This is a genomic window from Ornithinimicrobium tianjinense, assembly GCF_014636495.1.
In the GTDB taxonomy this organism is placed as follows: Bacteria; Actinomycetota; Actinomycetes; order Actinomycetales; family Dermatophilaceae; genus Ornithinicoccus; species Ornithinicoccus tianjinensis.
In genome coordinates, this window is the sequence record NZ_BMEM01000004.1 from 218,414 (window position 1) to 234,140 (window position 15,727).

A 15,727-nucleotide genomic window follows, 5' to 3' on the forward strand; every position below is an offset into this window, starting at 1 on the left:
TCGACGTTCGGGACCCCTTCCGCGGGGCCAGCGGCGGCCGCGGCGCGGCGCGTCCTCGAGCGCTCTTGCCCGGGGAGGGCCCCGTCAGTCGCGCTTGCGGCCGACGGAGATCTCGTAGAGAGCGACCGCGGTCGCGATGCCGGCGTTGAGGGACTCGGTCACCCCGGAGATCGGGATCGAGACGATCTGGTCGCAGGTCTCGCGGACGAGCCGGGACAGGCCCTTGCCCTCGGACCCGACGACGACCACGAGCGGTCGGTCGGAGAGTGCGAGGCCGGGCAGCTCGACGTCGCCGTCACCGTCGAGGCCGATGACGAAGAAGCCGGCCTTGCGGTAGGCCTCGAGCGCCCGGGTCAGATTGGTCGCTTGCGCCACGGGGATGCGGGCGGCCGCGCCGGCGGCCGTCTTCCACGCCGACGCGGTCATCCCGACCGAGCGCCGCGACGGCACGACCACGCCGTGGCCGCCGAAGGCGCCGACCGAGCGGATGATCGCGCCGAGGTTGCGCGGGTCGGTCACCCCGTCGAGGGCGACGATGAGCGGGAGCCCGGGCAGCTCGACGTCGAGCAGGTCGTCGGGGTGGGCGTACTCGTAGGCGGGCACCTGCAGCGCCAGCCCCTGGTGCACGGCGCCGTCGGTGATCCGGTCCAGCTCGGTGCGCGGGGTCTCCAGCACGGCGACGCCCTGCTCGGTCGCCAGCGTGATCGACTCCTTGACCCGGTCGTCGGACTCCATCCGCGAGGCCACGTAGAGCGTGCTCGCCGGGATGTGGGTGCGCAGCGCCTCGAGGACGCTGTTGCGCCCCGCCACGACCTCCGAGGAGCCCTTCGTGCTGCCGCGGCGGGCCGGTGCCCGGCGCGCCGCCGCCCCGGCGGCCTTGGCGTCGCGCGCCGCCCGACGCGCGGCCGGGTGACCGACCCGGTCCTCGGCTCGCGGGGTCGGTCCCTTGCCCTTCAGCTGCTTGCGGCGCTGGCCGCCCGAGCCGACGACCGCGCCCTTCTTGTTGCTCGTCCGTGCGCCGCGTCGACGCTGGTTGCCGGTAGCCATGTCTGTCTCCTCTGCCCTCAGCGCAGCGACCAGCGCGCGCCGGAAGGGGTGTCCTCGATCACGACGCCGAGCGCCGTGAGCCGGTCGCGGATGGCGTCGGCCTCCGCGAAGTTCTTCTCCGCGCGGGCGGTCCCCCGTGCCTGCAGCCGCTCCTCGACGAGCGCCGCGAGCACCTGCGTGGCTGCGTCCGAGCCAGCGGGCTCGGCCCCCCAGACCTCGTCCAGGGGGTTGACCCCGAGGACGTCGAGCATGGCGAGCAGCTGCAGCAGCGAGCGCCGGGTGGCCTCCTGGTCCACGGAGTCGGGGTGCGCGTCGATCGCGCGGTTGCCCTCGCGGACCGCGCCGAAGACGACCGCGAGCGCGCCCGGCACGTTGACGTCGTCGTCGAGCGCCTCGCGGAAGGCGGGCGGGAAGGCCTCCACCGCCGGGAGCGCGCGCGCCTGCGCGACCAGCTGGTCAGAGGGCTCGCCGACGACCTCGCGAGCGCGCGCGACATACCCCTCGATCCGTTCGACCGCGGCGAGCGCCTCCTCGAACGACCCCTCTGCGTACTCGATGGTGGAGCGGTAGTGGGCGGCGCCGAGGTAGTAGCGCAGCACCAGCGGGCGGACGGTGCGAGCCAGCTCGAGCACCGCCAGCGCGTTGCCGAGCGACTTGCCCATCTTGGCGCCCTTGACCGTCACCCAGGCGTTGTGCAGCCAGAAGTTGGCAAAACCGAGCCCAGCCGCGCGCGACTGCGCCTGCTCGTTCTCGTGGTGCGGGAAGCGCAGGTCGACGCCGCCGCCGTGGATGTCGAAGGCGTCACCGAGGTACTTGCGCGCCATCGCCGAGCACTCCAGGTGCCAGCCCGGACGGCCGCGACCGTAGGGCGTCGGCCAGGACGCCGTCTCCGGCTCAGCCGACTTGGACCCCTTCCACAGCGCGAAGTCGCGGGGGTCGCGCTTGCCGCGGGGGTCGGCGTCGGTCGCCGGCTCCATGTCCTCGATCGACTGCCGGGTCAGCTCGCCATAGGCGGGCCAGGAGCGCACGTCGAAGTAGACGTCGCCCGAGCCGTCCTCGGCGGCGTAGGCGTGGCCGCGCTCGATGAGCAGCTGGATCAGCTCCAGCTGCTCGGTGATGTGCCCGGTCGCGCGGGGCTCGTAGGTCGGCGGCAGCACGCCGAGCAGCTCCAGCGCCTCGGTCGTCTCCCGCTCGTGCAGGTAGGACCACGCCCACCACGGCTGCCCCGCCTCGGCCGACTTGGCCAGGATCTTGTCGTCGATGTCGGTGACGTTGCGGACGAGCGTGACGTCATACCCGTGCCCGCGCTCGAGCCAGCGCCGCAGGATGTCGAAGGCGACCGCGAAGCGGACGTGCCCGATGTGCGGGCTGCCCTGCGTGGTGAGACCGCAGATGTAGATGCCGACCTTGCCGGGCTCGAGCGGCGCGAAGAGGCGCAGCTCGCGGGAGGCGGTGTCGTACAGGTGCAGGGTCACCCGCACAGGTTACCGGGGGTATGCCGCGCCGCCCGCCTCGTGCGTCGCTAGCGTGACGACCATGCCTGTCGTCCACGAGAGCGACCACGCCCGCCTCACCGTCCTCACGCCATACCTCGTCCGGGTCGAGTGGTCACCCTCCGGCCGCTTCGAGGACCGCCCGACCCAGGTGGTGCTCGAGCGCGACCTCGGTCCGGTGGACGCGCGGGTGACCCCCGTCGAGGACGGCGTGGAGATCGTGACGGAGGGATTCGAGCTGGCCTACACCGGTGGGCCCTTCACCGAGTCCAGCCTGTCCCTGCAGGTCAGGGGCGGTGTCACGGCCTACCACTCGGTGTGGAGGTATGGCGTGCCGCAGCGCCCCGCGTGGGCGCTGGACGGCACCGCGCGCACCCTCGACGAGGTCGACGGCCGCACCGAGCTGGAGCCCGGGATCGTCTCGCGGGACGGCTACGCCGTCCTCGACGACTCGACCGGCCTGGTCCGCACCGGCCCGCTGGTGACCGACGTGGCGGCGCGCGAGCCGGGGACCGTCGACCTCTACGTCTTCGCCCACGGGCTGGACTTCCGCGGGGCGCTGCGCGACTACTACGCGCTGACAGGGCCGACGCCGCTGCTGCCGCGCTACGTCCTGGGCAACTGGTGGAGCCGCTATCACCCCTACTCCGCGGACGAGTACCTCGCCCTCCTCGACCGCTTCGCCGCCGAGCGCATGCCCTTCTCCGTGGCGGTGCTCGACATGGACTGGCACGTCACCGACCCCGATCCCCGCTTCGGCAGCGGGTGGACGGGCTACACCTGGGACCGCGGGCTCTTCCCCGACCCGGCCGGCTTCCTGCGCGAGCTGCACGAGCGCGGGTTGCGGGTCACGCTCAACGACCACCCGGCCGACGGCGTGCGGGCCCACGAGGAGGCCTACCCCGCGATGGCGCGCGCGCTCGGCGTCGACCCGCAGAGCGAGGTGCCGCTGAGCTTCGACGTGACCGACGCCGCCTGGCTGCGCGCGTTCTTCGACCACGTCGCGCACCCGATGGAGCGGGACGGGGTCGACTTCTGGTGGATCGACTGGCAGTCCGGGCCGTGGTCGCGGCTGCCCGGCCTGGACCCGCTGCGGGCGCTCAACGAGGTGCACTTCGACGAGCTGGCCTCGACCGGGCGGCGGCCGGTGGTCTTCAGCCGCTACGCCGGGCCGGGCTCGCACCGCACGCCGATCGGCTTCTCCGGCGACACCGTGATCTCCTGGGCCTCCCTGCGCTTCCAGCCCGAGTTCACCGCCAGCGCCAGCAACATCGGCTACGGCTGGTGGAGCCACGACATCGGCGGTCACTGGGGCGGGGTCAAGGACGTCGAGCTGGCGGTCCGCTGGGTCCAGCTCGGGGTGTGGTCGCCGGTCAACCGGCTGCACGCGACCTCCAGCCCCTTCCAGGGCAAGGAGCCGTGGCGCTTCGGCCCGGAGGCGGCTGCCCTGATGGGCGAGGCGCTCCGCCTGCGGCACCGGCTGCTGCCCTACCTGGCGACGATGGCGGAGCGCGCCAGCGCCGAGGGCGTCCCGCTGGTCGAGCCGGTCTACCACCGGCACCCCGAGCGCGACGAGGCCTACGCCCACCGCGCGAGCTACTTCTTCGGCGCGGACCTGCTCTGCGCGCCGGTCGTCGAGCCGCGCGACGCCCGCACCGGCCTGGCCCGGGTCGACCTCTGGCTGCCGCCGGGCACCTGGTGGGACCTGGAGACCGGGCGGCGCTACAGCGGCGGCGAGCACGGGCGCACGCTGGCCGCCTACCGCGACCTGACCCACACCGTCGCGCTGGCCGGGGCCGGCACCGTGCTGCCCCTGGTGGCCGAGGACGAGGTCGGCAACGGTGTCGCCCTCCCCCACCACCTGGACGTGCAGGTCTTCCCCGGCGCCGACGGGCAGCACGTCCTGGTCGAGGACGACGACGGGCCGTCGGCCACGCGGCGTCTCGCGCGCACGCCCCTGCGCTGGGACGACGCCGCGCGCACGCTGACGATCGGCCCGGCGCAGGGCGACCTGGACGTCGTCCCGGCCCGCCGGACCTGGACCGTGCGCGGCGTCGGCCTCGTGGGCGACCCGGTCGTCCGCACCGACGTGCCGACCGACCGGGCGCTCACCGTGCACCTGGGCGGGGACCTGCTCCTGCTTCGCCCGCTGGACGAGTGCTTCGCCATCCTCGACGCCGCCCAGGTCGAGCACCTCACCAAGGACCGGGTATGGCGTCTGCTCACCGCCCCGGACAGCTCACCGACCGCGGTGCTCGGGCAGCTGGCGGCGCTCGACCTCGACCCGTCCCTGCACGGCGCGCTGGTGGAGGTGCTCACCGCGGGCGGGTGAGCCGCCCACGCCTGTCGCCTCAGGCCGCCGAGAGGCCGACCGAGGTCGCCGCCCCCACGTGACCATGGATGTGCACGGCTGTTGTGTCACAGGCAATGCCAGGGCATTCGTTGTGTCACGACAGCCGTGCACATCGATCATCTGGTGCACCCCGATCAACTGGGCGCCCGCTGCTCACCACGTGTGGTCCTCATGGCGTTCCCCTGACTGTCCGGGGCGTCCCTGCGGGATCCCTTCACCCGGGATGTCGTCAGGGACGCCGAGAAGGTTCAGCCGGTGCCTGGTGCGGCCCGCCACCGAACTCCTCGCGCTGTCGTCAGCGACCCCCCCTCGTAGTCCCTTCCTCGGCGCTCCGGGCCTCGCTCGTCCCTCGCTCGGGTCCTCGCGCTGTCGTCAGCGACCCCTGTCCACCCACTCCTGCCGCTGCGGCTTCTCCGCCCCGATCGTCGTGTCGCCGCCGTGGCCGGTGTGGACGACGGTCTCGTCCGGCAGGGTCAGCAGCTTGTCGGTGATGGAGGCGATGATCGTCGGGAAGTCGCTGAACGAGCGGCCCGTCGCGCCCGGCCCGCCCTCGAACAGCGTGTCCCCGGTGAGGACGACACCGAGGTCGGGCACCCAGAAGCAGCAGGCGCCCGGTGCGTGGCCGGGGGTGTGCAGCACGTGGATCGTCACGCCCGCCACCTCGAACGTCTGGCCGTCCCGGAGGTCCTCGTCCCACCGGCGCTCGGGGTGCGAGCGTTCCCAGAGCGGGGCGTCGGCCGGGTGCAGGTGGATGGAGGCACCCACCTTCTCCTGGAGGTCGAGCACCGCGTCGACGTGGTCGCTGTGCGCGTGCGTGAGCAGGATGGCGCGCACGGCGCGGTCACCGACGAGCTCGACGATCGCGTCGGCGTCGTGCGGGGCGTCGAAGACGACGCACTCGGTGTCGTCACCGAGCACCCAGACGTTGTTGTCGACCTCCCACACACCGCCGTCCAGCTCGAAGGTGCCGGTCGTGACGGTCCGGTCCAGGCGCGCGGTCATGCCTGCGCCTCCGTCGCCGTCGGCGTGCCGGTGCCCTCGTCGAGCACGACGACGCTGCGCAGCACCTCGCCGGCGTGCATCTTGTCGAAGGCCGCCTCGACGTCCCCCAGGCCGATCGTCTCGGTGACGAAGGCGTCGAGGTCGAAGCGCCCCTGGCGGTAGAGGTCGATGAGGACCGGGAAGTCGCGCGAGGGGAGGCAGTCGCCATACCAGGAGGACTTGAGGGCGCCACCGCGCCCGAAGACGTCGAGCAGCGGGAGGGTGATCTCCATGTCGGGCGTCGGCACCCCCACGAGGACGACGGTCCCGGCAAGGTCGCGCGCGTAGAACGCCTGGGTGTAGGTCTCGGGGCGCCCGACCGCGTCGACGACCACGTCGGCGCCGTGGCCGCCGGTCAGGCCACGGACGGCCTCGACGGGGTCCGTCTCGCGGCTGTTGACGGTGTGCGTGGCCCCGAACCTCCTGGCGGCCTCGAGCTTGCGGTCGTCGATGTCGACGGCCACGACCGTGGTCGCACCGGCCAGGACCGCCCCCGCGATCGCCGCGTTGCCGACGCCTCCGCACCCGATGACCGCGACCGAGTCGCCGCGCGAGACGCCGCCGGTGTTGACCGCCGCGCCGAAGCCCGCCATCACGCCGCACCCGAGCAGGCCGGCCGCCACCGCCGACGCCTCGCGGTCGACCTTGGTGCACTGGCCCGCGTGGACCAGCGTCTTCTCGGCGAACGCGCCGATGCCCAGGGCCGGGCTCAGCTCGGCTCCGGCCATCGGGTCGCCCTCGGCGAGGGTCATCCGCTGCGTGGCGTTGTGCGTGCTGAAGCAGTACCACGGCTCCCCCTTGGCGCAGGCCCGGCACTGGCCGCACACCGCGCGCCAGTTGAGGATGACGAAGTCGCCGGGCGCCACGTCGGTCACGCCCTCGCCGACCGCCTCGACGGTGCCGGCGGCCTCGTGCCCGAGCAGGAAGGGGAACTCGTCGTTGATGCCGCCCTCGCGGTAGTGCAGGTCGGTGTGGCAGACGCCGCACGCCTCCACGCGCACCACCGCCTCCCCCGGGCCCGGGTCGGGCACGACGATGTCGACGACCTCGACGTCGGCCCCCTTGCTGCGGGCGATGACACCCTTGACGGTCTGCGGCATACCTGACGCTCCTTGATCCCTGGGTCGGCTCCGGCGCCCACGGTATGCCGTGCCGCGTCGCCGCGGTCCCGGGGGTGCGTCGTGCCCTCGAGGACGGCGGTCGGAGCGGTTTCCCGGCCTGACCTACGCGAGCGTAGGTTTGTGGCGTGCCACCCGTGAACGACCTCCCCGCGCCGACCCCCTGACCGTCGCTCCGGCCTCCTCGACCACGGCCCTGCTCGAGGAGGCCGCCCGCCGGTGGCCCGACCGGGTGGCGATCGACTTCCTGGGCGCGACGACGAGCTATGCCGAGCTGGCCGCTCAGGTGGCGGCGGCGGCCGCGGTGCTGCGCGACCTCGGGGTGCGCCGGGGCGACCGGGTCGCGCTGGTCCTGCCGAACTGCCCGCAGCACGTCGTCGCCTTCTACGCCGCCCACGCGCTGGGGGCCGCGGTCGCCGAGCACAACCCGCTCGCCGCGCCCGAGGAGGTGCGGCACCAGCTGCGGATGCACGGCGCGGACGTCGTCCTGGCGTGGGAGAAGTCCCTCCCCGTCGTGGCGGACCAGGGGCGCACGGTGCTGGCCGTGGACCTGACCGCCGCCATGCCGCTGCGCAGCCGGCTGCTCCTCAGGCTCCCGGCCAAGGCCGCCCGCGCCCAGCGCGACCGGCTCCGCGCGCCCGTGCCGGAGGGGGTGGGGTCGTGGGACCGGGCGGTGAGTCGCGCGCGTCGCGCCGGCCGGTCCGCACCGGCCGCCGGGCCGGGTCCGGGGCCGGACGACGTCGCGGTCCTGCTGCCCACGGGCGGCACGACCGGCACGCCCAAGCTGGTCCCGCTGACGCAGGCCAACCTCATGGCCAACGTGGCCCAGGGCCGTCAGTGGATCCCCGGCCTCCGCGAGGGCGAGGAGACCTTCGGCGCTGTGCTGCCCTTCTTCCACGCGTTCGGTATGACGCTCAGCCTCACCTTCGCCGTGTCGATGGGCGCCACCCAGGTGGTGCTGCCGAGCTTCGACGTGGACCTCGTCCTGGCGGCCCAGCGGCGGCGTCCGCTCACCTTCCTGGCCGGGGTGCCGCCGATGTTCGACCGCCTCGAGGCGGCGGCGGGGTCGAACGACCCGCACCTGCTGCGCTCGGTGCGCTACGCCATCTCCGGCGCGATGGCCCTCGACCCCGAGGTGGCCTCCCGGTGGGAGGCGGCGACCGGTGGCCTCATCATCGAGGGCTACGGCATGACCGAGGCCTCCCCCGTGCTCCTCGGCAACCCGTTCGGCCCCGACCGGCGACCCGGCACCCTCGGCCTGCCCTTCCCGGGCACGCAGGTGCGCATCGTGGACCCGGAGGCGCTCGACCCCGACCCCGGCGCCCCGGACGTGCCGGACGTGCCGGACGGGGAGACCGGCGAGCTGCTGGCGCGAGGTCCGCAGGTTTTCGCGGGCTATCTCGATGCCCCCGAGGAGTCGGCTTCGGTGCTCCTGCCCGGCGGCTGGCTGCGCACGGGCGACCTCGTGCGGCGCGACCCGGCGGACGGTTTCGTCACGCTCGCCGACCGTCGCAAGGAGCTCATCGTCTCCGGGGGCTTCAACGTCTACCCGTCCCAGATCGAGGAGGCGGTGCGCGGCATACCGGGCGTCGCGGACGTGGCGGTCGTCGGTATGCCGGACCCCTCCCATGGGTGAGCACGTCGTCGCGGCGCTCGTCCTCGAGCCCGGGGCGAGCGTCGACCTGGCGGCGGTCCGCGAGTGGCTGCACGGCCGGGTGTCACGCTACGCGCTGCCGCGGGCGGTCCACGTCCTGGAGGAGCTGCCGCGCAGCCAGCTCGGCAAGGTGCTGCGCCGCCGCGTCCGCGAGCTGCTGCCGCCGCGCCACGACGGCTGACGCTCCGGCCGGGTCGGTCGACCAGGCCGGGTGTCGGTCAGCCGGCCCCGGACGCGGGCACCACCAGCGCGGTGGCGATCCCGACCAGACCCTCGCCGCGGCCGACGAACCCCAGGGCGTCGGTCGTGGCCGCGCTGACGGAGACAGGCGCGCCGCCGAGCGCGCTCGACATCGCAGCCTCCATCTCCGCCCGACGGCGGCCGACCTTGGGCCTGGGCGCGACCACCTGGACCGCGACGTTGCCCACGACCCAGCCGCCCGTGGTCAGCAGCTCGCTCACGTGGGCCAGCATCCGGGCACCCGAGCCGCCCGCCATCTCCGGCCGGTCGGTCCCGAAGACCGACCCCAGGTCACCCAGCCCCGCGGCGGACAGCAACGCGTTGCAGGCCGCGTGGGCCGCGACGTCGCCGTCGCTGTGCCCGGCCACGCCCCGCTCCCCGGGCCACTCCAGGCACCCCAGCCACAGCGGCCGCGGGTCGTCGTCCGGCGCCCAGGCGTGGATGTCCGTTCCGATCCCGGTCCGGGGCAGGGGGTATGCCGTGTGCGTGCTCATGTCCCGTCCTCCACCTGGGCGATGATCCGCTCGACAGCCTCCTCGGCGGACAGCACGGCGGTGTCGAGGCACACGTCGGCCTCCACCCAGCTCTCGAGCTCACGGTCGCGGACCTCCTCCCAGCTGGGGAGCCGGTGCCCCTCGAGATCGGGGGCACGACCCTCGACCCGCCGACGGTGCAGCCCGGGGTCGCTGCACTCGACGAGCACCCGGACCAGCCGTGCACCGGTCGCCGCCGCGACCTCGTCCCACGCCTCGCGGGCCAGGCTGATGCCGTTCACCATGTCGGCCACCACCGGGGTCCCGACGGCCAGCTGGTCGGTGGCCACGGCATACGTCGCGCCGTAGCCCTGGGCGACGAGCTCGTCCTCCGGCAGCCCGCCGCGCAGCAGCCCCTGCTCCACCGTGTCCACGCGCAGGTGGGCGGCGCCGATGCGTCGGCACAGCGCCCGGGCGATCGTCGTCTTGCCCACACCGGGGAGGCCGCTGAGGACGACGAGCAGGGGACGGCCGGGCAACCCTTCGGTGCGCCGGGTGCCCTCAGGAGCAACCACGTCACGCGCTCGGCGGGGGTCTGGGGATGAGTCGGGGTCGGGGTTGTCGTTGTCGTCGTCCAGCCAGGCGGCGGCGACCTCGAGGTCGTGGGGGGTGGTGATCTTCAGGGCGCGGGGAGAGCCGGCCACCACGGTCACGCGGCCGCCGTGGGCCTCGACCATCCCGCAGTCGTCGGTCGCCAGCGGCGCCGCAGACCCTGCACCGAACTCCCGGTGCGCGCGCTCCAGGGTCTCGCGCAGGAAGCCCTGCGGGGTCTGGACGGCGCGCAGCGTGGACCGGTCCACCGTGGCGGCCACGGTCTCCACGCCCGTCGGCCCGACCGTCACCTGCTTGACCGTGTCGGTCACCGGCAGGGCGGGGGTCACCGCGGCGTGCCCGGAGTGCACCGCGTGGATCACCCGGTCGAAGACCTCGACCGGCGTCAGCGCCCGCGCGGCGTCGTGCACGAGGACGACCCCCACCTCCGTCGGGAGCGCGGCCAGCCCGAGCGCGACCGAGTCGGCCCGCTCGGCACCGCCGGGCACGACGGTGACGGAGACGCCCGGCGGGACGGGGACGGACGCGACCGCGGCGGACAGCTGCGCCATACCGTCAGGGTCGGCCGGCGCGACGACCACCACCGACGTCAACGCCCTGCAGCGCAACGCGGCGCGCAGGGCGTGGACGATGACGGGTGCGGAGCGTGGGCCGTGGCCCAGCGGCACGAGGGCCTTGGGCATGCCGGCGCCCAGGCGGGTGCCCTGACCGGCGGCGACGAGGACGAGCCCGACGGGCCAGCCCTCACCGGCGTTGGGCACCGGTGCGTCGCTCAGGACGCGAGGACCTCGTCGAGGGTGGCCTCGGCGGTGTCCTCGTTGGTCTTCTCGGCGAGCGCCAGCTCGGAGACCAGGATCTGGCGGGCCTTGCTCAGCAGGCGCTTCTCGCCCGTGGACAGACCGCGGTCCTTGTCACGACGCCACAGGTCACGGACGACCTCGGCCACCTTGATCACATCGCCGGAGGCGAGCTTCTCGAGGTTGGCCTTGTAGCGGCGCGACCAGTTGGTGGGCTCCTCGGTGTGCTCGGCGCGCAGCACGGAGAAGACCTTGTCCAGGCCCTCCTTGCCGACGACGTCGCGGACACCCACGAGGTCGCAGTTCTCCGCCGGGACCTCGATGGTGAGGTCTCCCTGGGCTACCTTGAGCTTGAGATAGAGCTTCTCCTCGCCCTTGATGGTGCGGGTCTTCATCTCTTCGATGAGAGCGGCTCCGTGGTGCGGGTACACGACCGTCTCGCCGACCTTGAACGTCATCTTCAGCTGGCCCCTTTCGCGGAAGTCCAGAATACCATGCGTGGCGAACGTCACGAATCTGATGCGTGGTATTTGCGCTGGTCAGGGGTAAGGGCGTCGCGTCACCACCGACCTCCCCCGCACCTCCCGCTACGCTGGCCCCGTGAAGACCGCTGCCTCGTCCCGCACCCGCCGCGCCACCCTTGTCGGCGCGCTCGCCGCCGGATCCCTGGCGCTCAGCGCCTGCGCCGTGACCAACCCGCAGACCACCCTGCTGCGCTACACCCCCGGTGACGGCATCGACATGGACGGCACCAGCCTCGACGCGCGTGACGTGCTGGTGGTCAGCCACGGCGCCGGCGCTCCCGGCGTGGTCTCCGGCACCCTGGTCAACAGCGGTGCCGAGCCGCTGACGGTGACCGTCACGGTCGCCGGCACGCCGGCCGGCGAGGTCACCGTGGAGCCGGGCAGCAGCGTCCGCCTGGACGGCGTCGCCGCCGACGGCACGGAGGGCGAGCGCACGAAGGTCGAGGCGGTCGAGAACGCCGCGGGCCAGAGCGTGGAGGTCCGCCTCCAGGGTGGCGGGGAGACGCTGGCCGCCAACGTCCCGGTCCTGCTGCCCCAGGGCCCCTACGAGGACTTCGCCGACGACGCCGGCGGCACCGTCGAGCCCCACCAGACCGAGGAGGGCGAGGGCGACCACTGACCCCGCCCCTCAGCATCACGAGGCGCCGCCGTCCGGGAAGGACGGCGGCGCCTCGCGCTGTCAGCAGGGCGTGATGCTCAGAGCTCGGAGCGCGGGACCTCGTGCGGGGCCACCGCCTCGTGCTCGCGCCAGCTGCGGTCGTCCGGGTCGATGTCGTCGTTCCACCCGCCGGTGACGAGGTAGACCACGCGCGTGGCGACCGAGACCGCGTGGTCGGCATAGCGCTCGAAGTAGCGGGACAGCAGCGTGGCGTCGATGACGAGCTGCGTGTTGCCGTGGAACCTCTCGTCCAGCAGGATGCCGAAGACGGCCCGGTGCAGGCGGTCGATCGTGTCGTCCTGCGCCTTCAGCTCTGCCGCCCCCTGGGTGTCCAGGGTCGCGATGATCTCGCCCGAGCGCAGGACCATCTGCTCGGCGACCTGAGCCATCTCGGCGAAGGTCGGGTGCAGCTCCGCGGGGAGCACGTGGTCGGGGTAGCGCATCCGGGTGAGCTTGGCGACGTGCCGCGCGAGGTCGCCCGCCCGCTCGAGGTCGGAGGTCATCCGCAGGGTGGTGACCAGCTGGCGCAGGTCGGTGGCGACCGGCTGCTGGCGCGCGAGCGCGTCGATCGTGTCGTTGTCAATCTGGCGGCGCAGGGCGTCGATCTTCTCGTCGTCGCTGATCACCTGCTCCGCGAGGGAGAGATCGGCCTCCAGCAGTGCGGTGGACGCCCGCCCCAGCGCCTCGGAGGCCAGTCGGCTCAGCTCGACCAGGCCGTCGGAGATCTGCTCGAGCTGGTCGTGGAAGACGCTGCGCATCTCATCCCTTTCGTGTCGTCGTGCCGTCAGCACCCGCGGCCCCGGTGGCCGCCTCCCGCCGACGGTGGCCGATCGTCCCACGGTGTGATGAACAACGTATGTCATCGGGGTGACGGCCGCCTGACGGGGGCCCGCTCCACCGGCGGGTCCGGGCCTGGACGGCTCGTGGGCGAGCCGGTGCCGCATACTGTGGGCTTTGTGAGCCCCCTGCCCGCCTTCACCCTCGGCGTCCTCGCCGGGATCGCGGCGGCTCTGACGGTCGTCTGGCTGGCGACCCTTCCCGCACGCCGCCGGGCCGAGGCCGCCGCGCAGGCCGCCGCGCTGGAGGCCGCCACGCTCCCCCGGGGAGTGGCCGACGTGCTGGCCGTGCTCCGCTCCGGCGCGATCGTGGTCGACCGCGGCAACCGCGTGCGCAGCGCCACCTCGCCCGCCCTGGCCTTCGGCCTCGTCCGCGGGCACAACCTGCTGGACCGCGACCTCCTGGAGCTGGTGGCCGCCGTCCACCGCGACCGTCAGATCCGCGAGCGCGACATCCACGTCGCCCGCGGGCCCCTGACCAGCAGCCGTCTCGAGCTGTCGACGCGCGTGGCCCCCATCAACGACGACCTGGTGCTGATCCTCGTCGAGGACCGCACCCAGGCCCGCCGCGTGGAGGAGGTGCGCCGCGACTTCGTCGTCAACGTCAGCCACGAGCTGAAGACCCCCGTCGGCGGGCTGGCGCTGCTCGCCGAGGCGGTCGAGGACGCCGCCGACGACCCGGAGGCCGTGGCCCGCTTCGCCGGCCGGATGAAGACCGAGACCAACCGCCTCGCGCACCTGGTGACCGAGATCGTCGACCTGTCCCGGCTGCAGACCAGCGACATGCTCGCGGACATGGTCATCGTCGACGTCGTCGCCTGCGCCAACGAGGCCATCGACCAGACCGCCTCCCTGGCCGGAAACCACGAGATCGTGGCCGCCACCCAGGGGCCGCTGCCTCAGCTGCGCATCTACGGCGCCCACGACCTCGTCGTCACCGCCATCCGCAACCTGCTCACCAACGCCATCACCTACTCCCCCGACGGCACGCGCGTCAGCGTCGTGACCCGCCGCGTCGGCGACGTCGTCGAGGTCGCGGTCTCCGACCAGGGCAGCGGGATCTCGGCGGCCGACCAGGAACGCATCTTCGAGCGCTTCTACCGCGTGGACTCCGCCCGCTCCCGGCTCACTGGCGGCACCGGGCTGGGGCTGTCCATCGTCAAGCACATCTGCGCCAACCACGGCGGCGAGATCACGCTGTGGAGCCGGGAGGGGCAGGGCTCCACCTTCACCCTGCGGCTGCCTGCCGCCCTCGACGACCTCCGCCCGACCGGCTCCCCCGCCCCGCACGCGGCCGACGGGCCGCTCCGGGTCGCCGATCCGGCGCACGGGGACGACATACCCTCGACGCACCCACGAAAGGTGAGCCGCTGACATGACCCGCATTCTCGTGGTGGAGGACGAGGAGTCCTTCTCCGACCCGCTCTCCTACCTCCTGGACAAGGAGGGGTATGACGTGGCCGTCGCCGCGACCGGGCCGGCCGCCCTCGAGGAGTTCGACCGCTCCGGCGCCGACCTCGTGCTGCTCGACCTCATGCTCCCGGGCCTCTCGGGCGTCGACGTGTGCCGGGCCCTGCGGCAGCGCTCGTCCGTGCCGGTCATCATGCTCACCGCCAAGGACTCCGAGGTGGACAAGGTCGTGGGCCTGGAGCTGGGGGCCGACGACTACGTCACCAAGCCCTACTCCGGCCGCGAGCTGCTCGCGCGCATCAAGGCCGTGCTGCGCCGGCTCTCCGAGCCCGAGGAGCTCGTGCCCTCCACGGTGGAGGCCGGTCCGGTGCGGATGGACGTGGAGCGCCACACCGTGCAGGTGGACGGCCGGTCCGTGCAGCTGCCGCTCAAGGAGTTCGAGCTGCTGGAGATGCTGCTGCGCAACGCCGGGCGGGTGCTGACCCGTGGCCAGCTCATCGACCGGGTGTGGGGCAGCGACTACGTCGGGGACACCAAGACCCTGGACGTGCACGTCAAGCGGCTGCGCGCCAAGATCGAGCCCAACCCCTCCTCCCCGACGCACATCATCACGGTGCGGGGGCTGGGCTACAAGTTCGAGTCGCTCTGATCGTCCGTGCCGGACGGCACGGCGCCCCCTCGGGCGCCGTGCCGCCCGGGGTCAGTGCTTGCCCTGGTTGGCGACCGCCTGGATCGCCGCCGCGGCCGCCTCGGGGTCGAGGTAGCGCCCGCCCGCGGTGACCGGGCGCAGGTCGCCGTCCAGCTCGTAGAGCAGCGGGATGCCCGTAGGGATGTTGAGGCCGACGATGTCCTCGTCCGAGATGCCGTCGAGGTGCTTGACCAGCGCGCGCAGGCTGTTGCCGTGGGCGGCGACGAGCACCGTCCTGCGCTCGCGCAGGTCGGGGACGATCGCGGACTCCCAGTAGGGCAGCATCCGGGCGATGACGTCCTTGAGGCACTCGGTCAGCGGCATGTCGCCGTCGGCCTCGGCATAGCGCGGGTCGCCGGCCTGGGAGTACTCGTCGTCGGGGTCGATGGGCGGCGGCGGGGTGTCGAAGCTGCGGCGCCACAGCATGAACTGCTCCTCGCCGTACTTGTCCCGGGTGGCGGCCTTGTCCAGCCCCTGCAGCGCGCCGTAGTGCCGCTCGTTGAGGCGCCAGGTGCGGTGCACCGGGATCCAGTGCCGGTCGGCGACGTCGAGCGCGACGTTGGCCGTGGTGATGGCGCGGCGCAGGAGCGAGGTGTGGACGACGTCGGGCAGCAGCCCCTCGGCCAGCAGCTGCTCGCCGGCGCGCCGGGCCTCCTGCTGCCCCTTCTCGGTCAGGTGGACGTCCACCCAGCCGGTGAAGAGGTTCTTGGCGTTCCACTCGCTCTCGCCGTGACGGAGCAGGACCAGGGTGTACTCGGCGCTCATGACGCCCACCCTAGTGGT

General features: G+C 73.4%; 15 protein-coding genes. 6 read left to right on the top strand and 9 right to left on the bottom strand.

The genetic code is table 11. The annotated features are described in order from the left end of the window. Positions 1 to 84 precede the first annotated feature (84 nt). Positions 85 to 1,047, bottom strand: a complete 963-nt coding sequence (gene rlmB, locus IEV65_RS12600; RefSeq protein WP_188431319.1) for a 23S rRNA (guanosine(2251)-2'-O)-methyltransferase RlmB — start codon at positions 1,045 to 1,047, stop codon at positions 85 to 87. Between the two features lie 17 nt (positions 1,048 to 1,064). Continuing rightward, positions 1,065 to 2,522, bottom strand: coding sequence for a cysteine--tRNA ligase (gene cysS / locus IEV65_RS12605; RefSeq protein WP_188431320.1), 1,458 nt, complete (start codon positions 2,520 to 2,522; stop codon positions 1,065 to 1,067). Positions 2,523 to 2,583: 61 nt separating this feature from the next. Here cysS and IEV65_RS12610 point away from each other — a divergent pair, with 61 nt between their 5' ends. Then, a complete protein-coding gene (locus tag IEV65_RS12610; RefSeq protein WP_188431322.1) occupies positions 2,584 to 4,872 on the top strand; it encodes a glycoside hydrolase family 31 protein in 2,289 nt (762 codons plus the stop codon). Positions 4,873 to 5,265: 393 nt separating this feature from the next. On the opposite strand, the gene IEV65_RS12615 is transcribed toward IEV65_RS12610, so the two are convergent. Next, entirely contained in the window at positions 5,266 to 5,895 is a 630-nt protein-coding gene (locus IEV65_RS12615; RefSeq protein WP_188431324.1) for an MBL fold metallo-hydrolase, read from the bottom strand. Next, positions 5,892 to 7,034 carry an S-(hydroxymethyl)mycothiol dehydrogenase gene (locus tag IEV65_RS12620; RefSeq protein WP_188431326.1) on the bottom strand — a complete coding sequence of 381 codons (1,143 nt, stop codon included), beginning with the start codon at positions 7,032 to 7,034 and terminating at the stop codon, positions 5,892 to 5,894. Before IEV65_RS12620 ends, IEV65_RS12615 begins: the two co-directional genes overlap by 4 nt. Positions 7,035 to 7,173: 139 nt before the next feature. Between IEV65_RS12620 and IEV65_RS12625 the strand changes: the two genes are divergently transcribed. Both IEV65_RS12625 and IEV65_RS15770 read left to right on the top strand, forming a co-directional pair. Continuing rightward, a complete protein-coding gene (locus tag IEV65_RS12625; RefSeq protein WP_229735239.1) occupies positions 7,174 to 8,688 on the top strand; it encodes an AMP-binding protein in 1,515 nt (504 codons plus the stop codon). Next, entirely contained in the window at positions 8,681 to 8,887 is a 207-nt protein-coding gene (locus IEV65_RS15770) for an AMP-binding enzyme (RefSeq protein WP_229735240.1), read from the top strand. Before IEV65_RS12625 ends, IEV65_RS15770 begins: the two co-directional genes overlap by 8 nt. Before the next feature lie 37 nt (positions 8,888 to 8,924). Here the strand turns inward: IEV65_RS15770 and ispF are convergent, their stop codons facing one another. From ispF to IEV65_RS12640, 3 genes are read right to left on the bottom strand one after another with little or no spacing between them, the layout of a single operon-like run. Continuing rightward, positions 8,925 to 9,440, bottom strand: a complete 516-nt coding sequence (gene ispF / locus IEV65_RS12630) for a 2-C-methyl-D-erythritol 2,4-cyclodiphosphate synthase (protein ID WP_188431328.1) — start codon at positions 9,438 to 9,440, stop codon at positions 8,925 to 8,927. Beyond that, positions 9,437 to 10,792 carry a 2-C-methyl-D-erythritol 4-phosphate cytidylyltransferase gene (ispD, locus tag IEV65_RS15940; protein ID WP_188431330.1) on the bottom strand — a complete coding sequence of 452 codons (1,356 nt, stop codon included), beginning with the start codon at positions 10,790 to 10,792 and terminating at the stop codon, positions 9,437 to 9,439. Before ispD ends, ispF begins: the two co-directional genes overlap by 4 nt. 11 nt (positions 10,793 to 10,803) lie before the next feature. Beyond that, on the bottom strand, positions 10,804 to 11,286 hold the full coding sequence (locus tag IEV65_RS12640) for a CarD family transcriptional regulator (RefSeq protein WP_141820351.1): 483 nt from the start codon (positions 11,284 to 11,286) through the stop codon (positions 10,804 to 10,806). Between the two features lie 142 nt (positions 11,287 to 11,428). Here IEV65_RS12640 and IEV65_RS12645 point away from each other — a divergent pair, with 142 nt between their 5' ends. Further along, positions 11,429 to 11,971, top strand: a complete 543-nt coding sequence (locus IEV65_RS12645) for a hypothetical protein (protein WP_188431332.1) — start codon at positions 11,429 to 11,431, stop codon at positions 11,969 to 11,971. Between the two features lie 77 nt (positions 11,972 to 12,048). Here IEV65_RS12645 and phoU read toward each other — a convergent pair whose 3' ends face one another. Further along, positions 12,049 to 12,768, bottom strand: coding sequence for a phosphate signaling complex protein PhoU (phoU, locus tag IEV65_RS12650; RefSeq protein WP_188431334.1), 720 nt, complete (start codon positions 12,766 to 12,768; stop codon positions 12,049 to 12,051). 198 nt (positions 12,769 to 12,966) lie between these two features. On the opposite strand from phoU, the gene IEV65_RS12655 reads away from it, so the two are divergent. Together IEV65_RS12655 and IEV65_RS12660 are read left to right on the top strand one after the other, a co-directional pair. Continuing rightward, positions 12,967 to 14,220 carry a sensor histidine kinase gene (locus tag IEV65_RS12655; protein WP_229735242.1) on the top strand — a complete coding sequence of 418 codons (1,254 nt, stop codon included), beginning with the start codon at positions 12,967 to 12,969 and terminating at the stop codon, positions 14,218 to 14,220. Between the two features lies 1 nt (position 14,221). Continuing rightward, on the top strand, positions 14,222 to 14,905 hold the full coding sequence (locus IEV65_RS12660) for a response regulator (RefSeq protein ID WP_188431338.1): 684 nt from the start codon (positions 14,222 to 14,224) through the stop codon (positions 14,903 to 14,905). 51 nt (positions 14,906 to 14,956) lie between these two features. On the opposite strand, the gene IEV65_RS12665 is transcribed toward IEV65_RS12660, so the two are convergent. Continuing rightward, entirely contained in the window at positions 14,957 to 15,709 is a 753-nt protein-coding gene (locus tag IEV65_RS12665) for a phosphoglyceromutase (protein WP_188431340.1), read from the bottom strand. Positions 15,710 to 15,727: the final 18 nt, after the last annotated feature.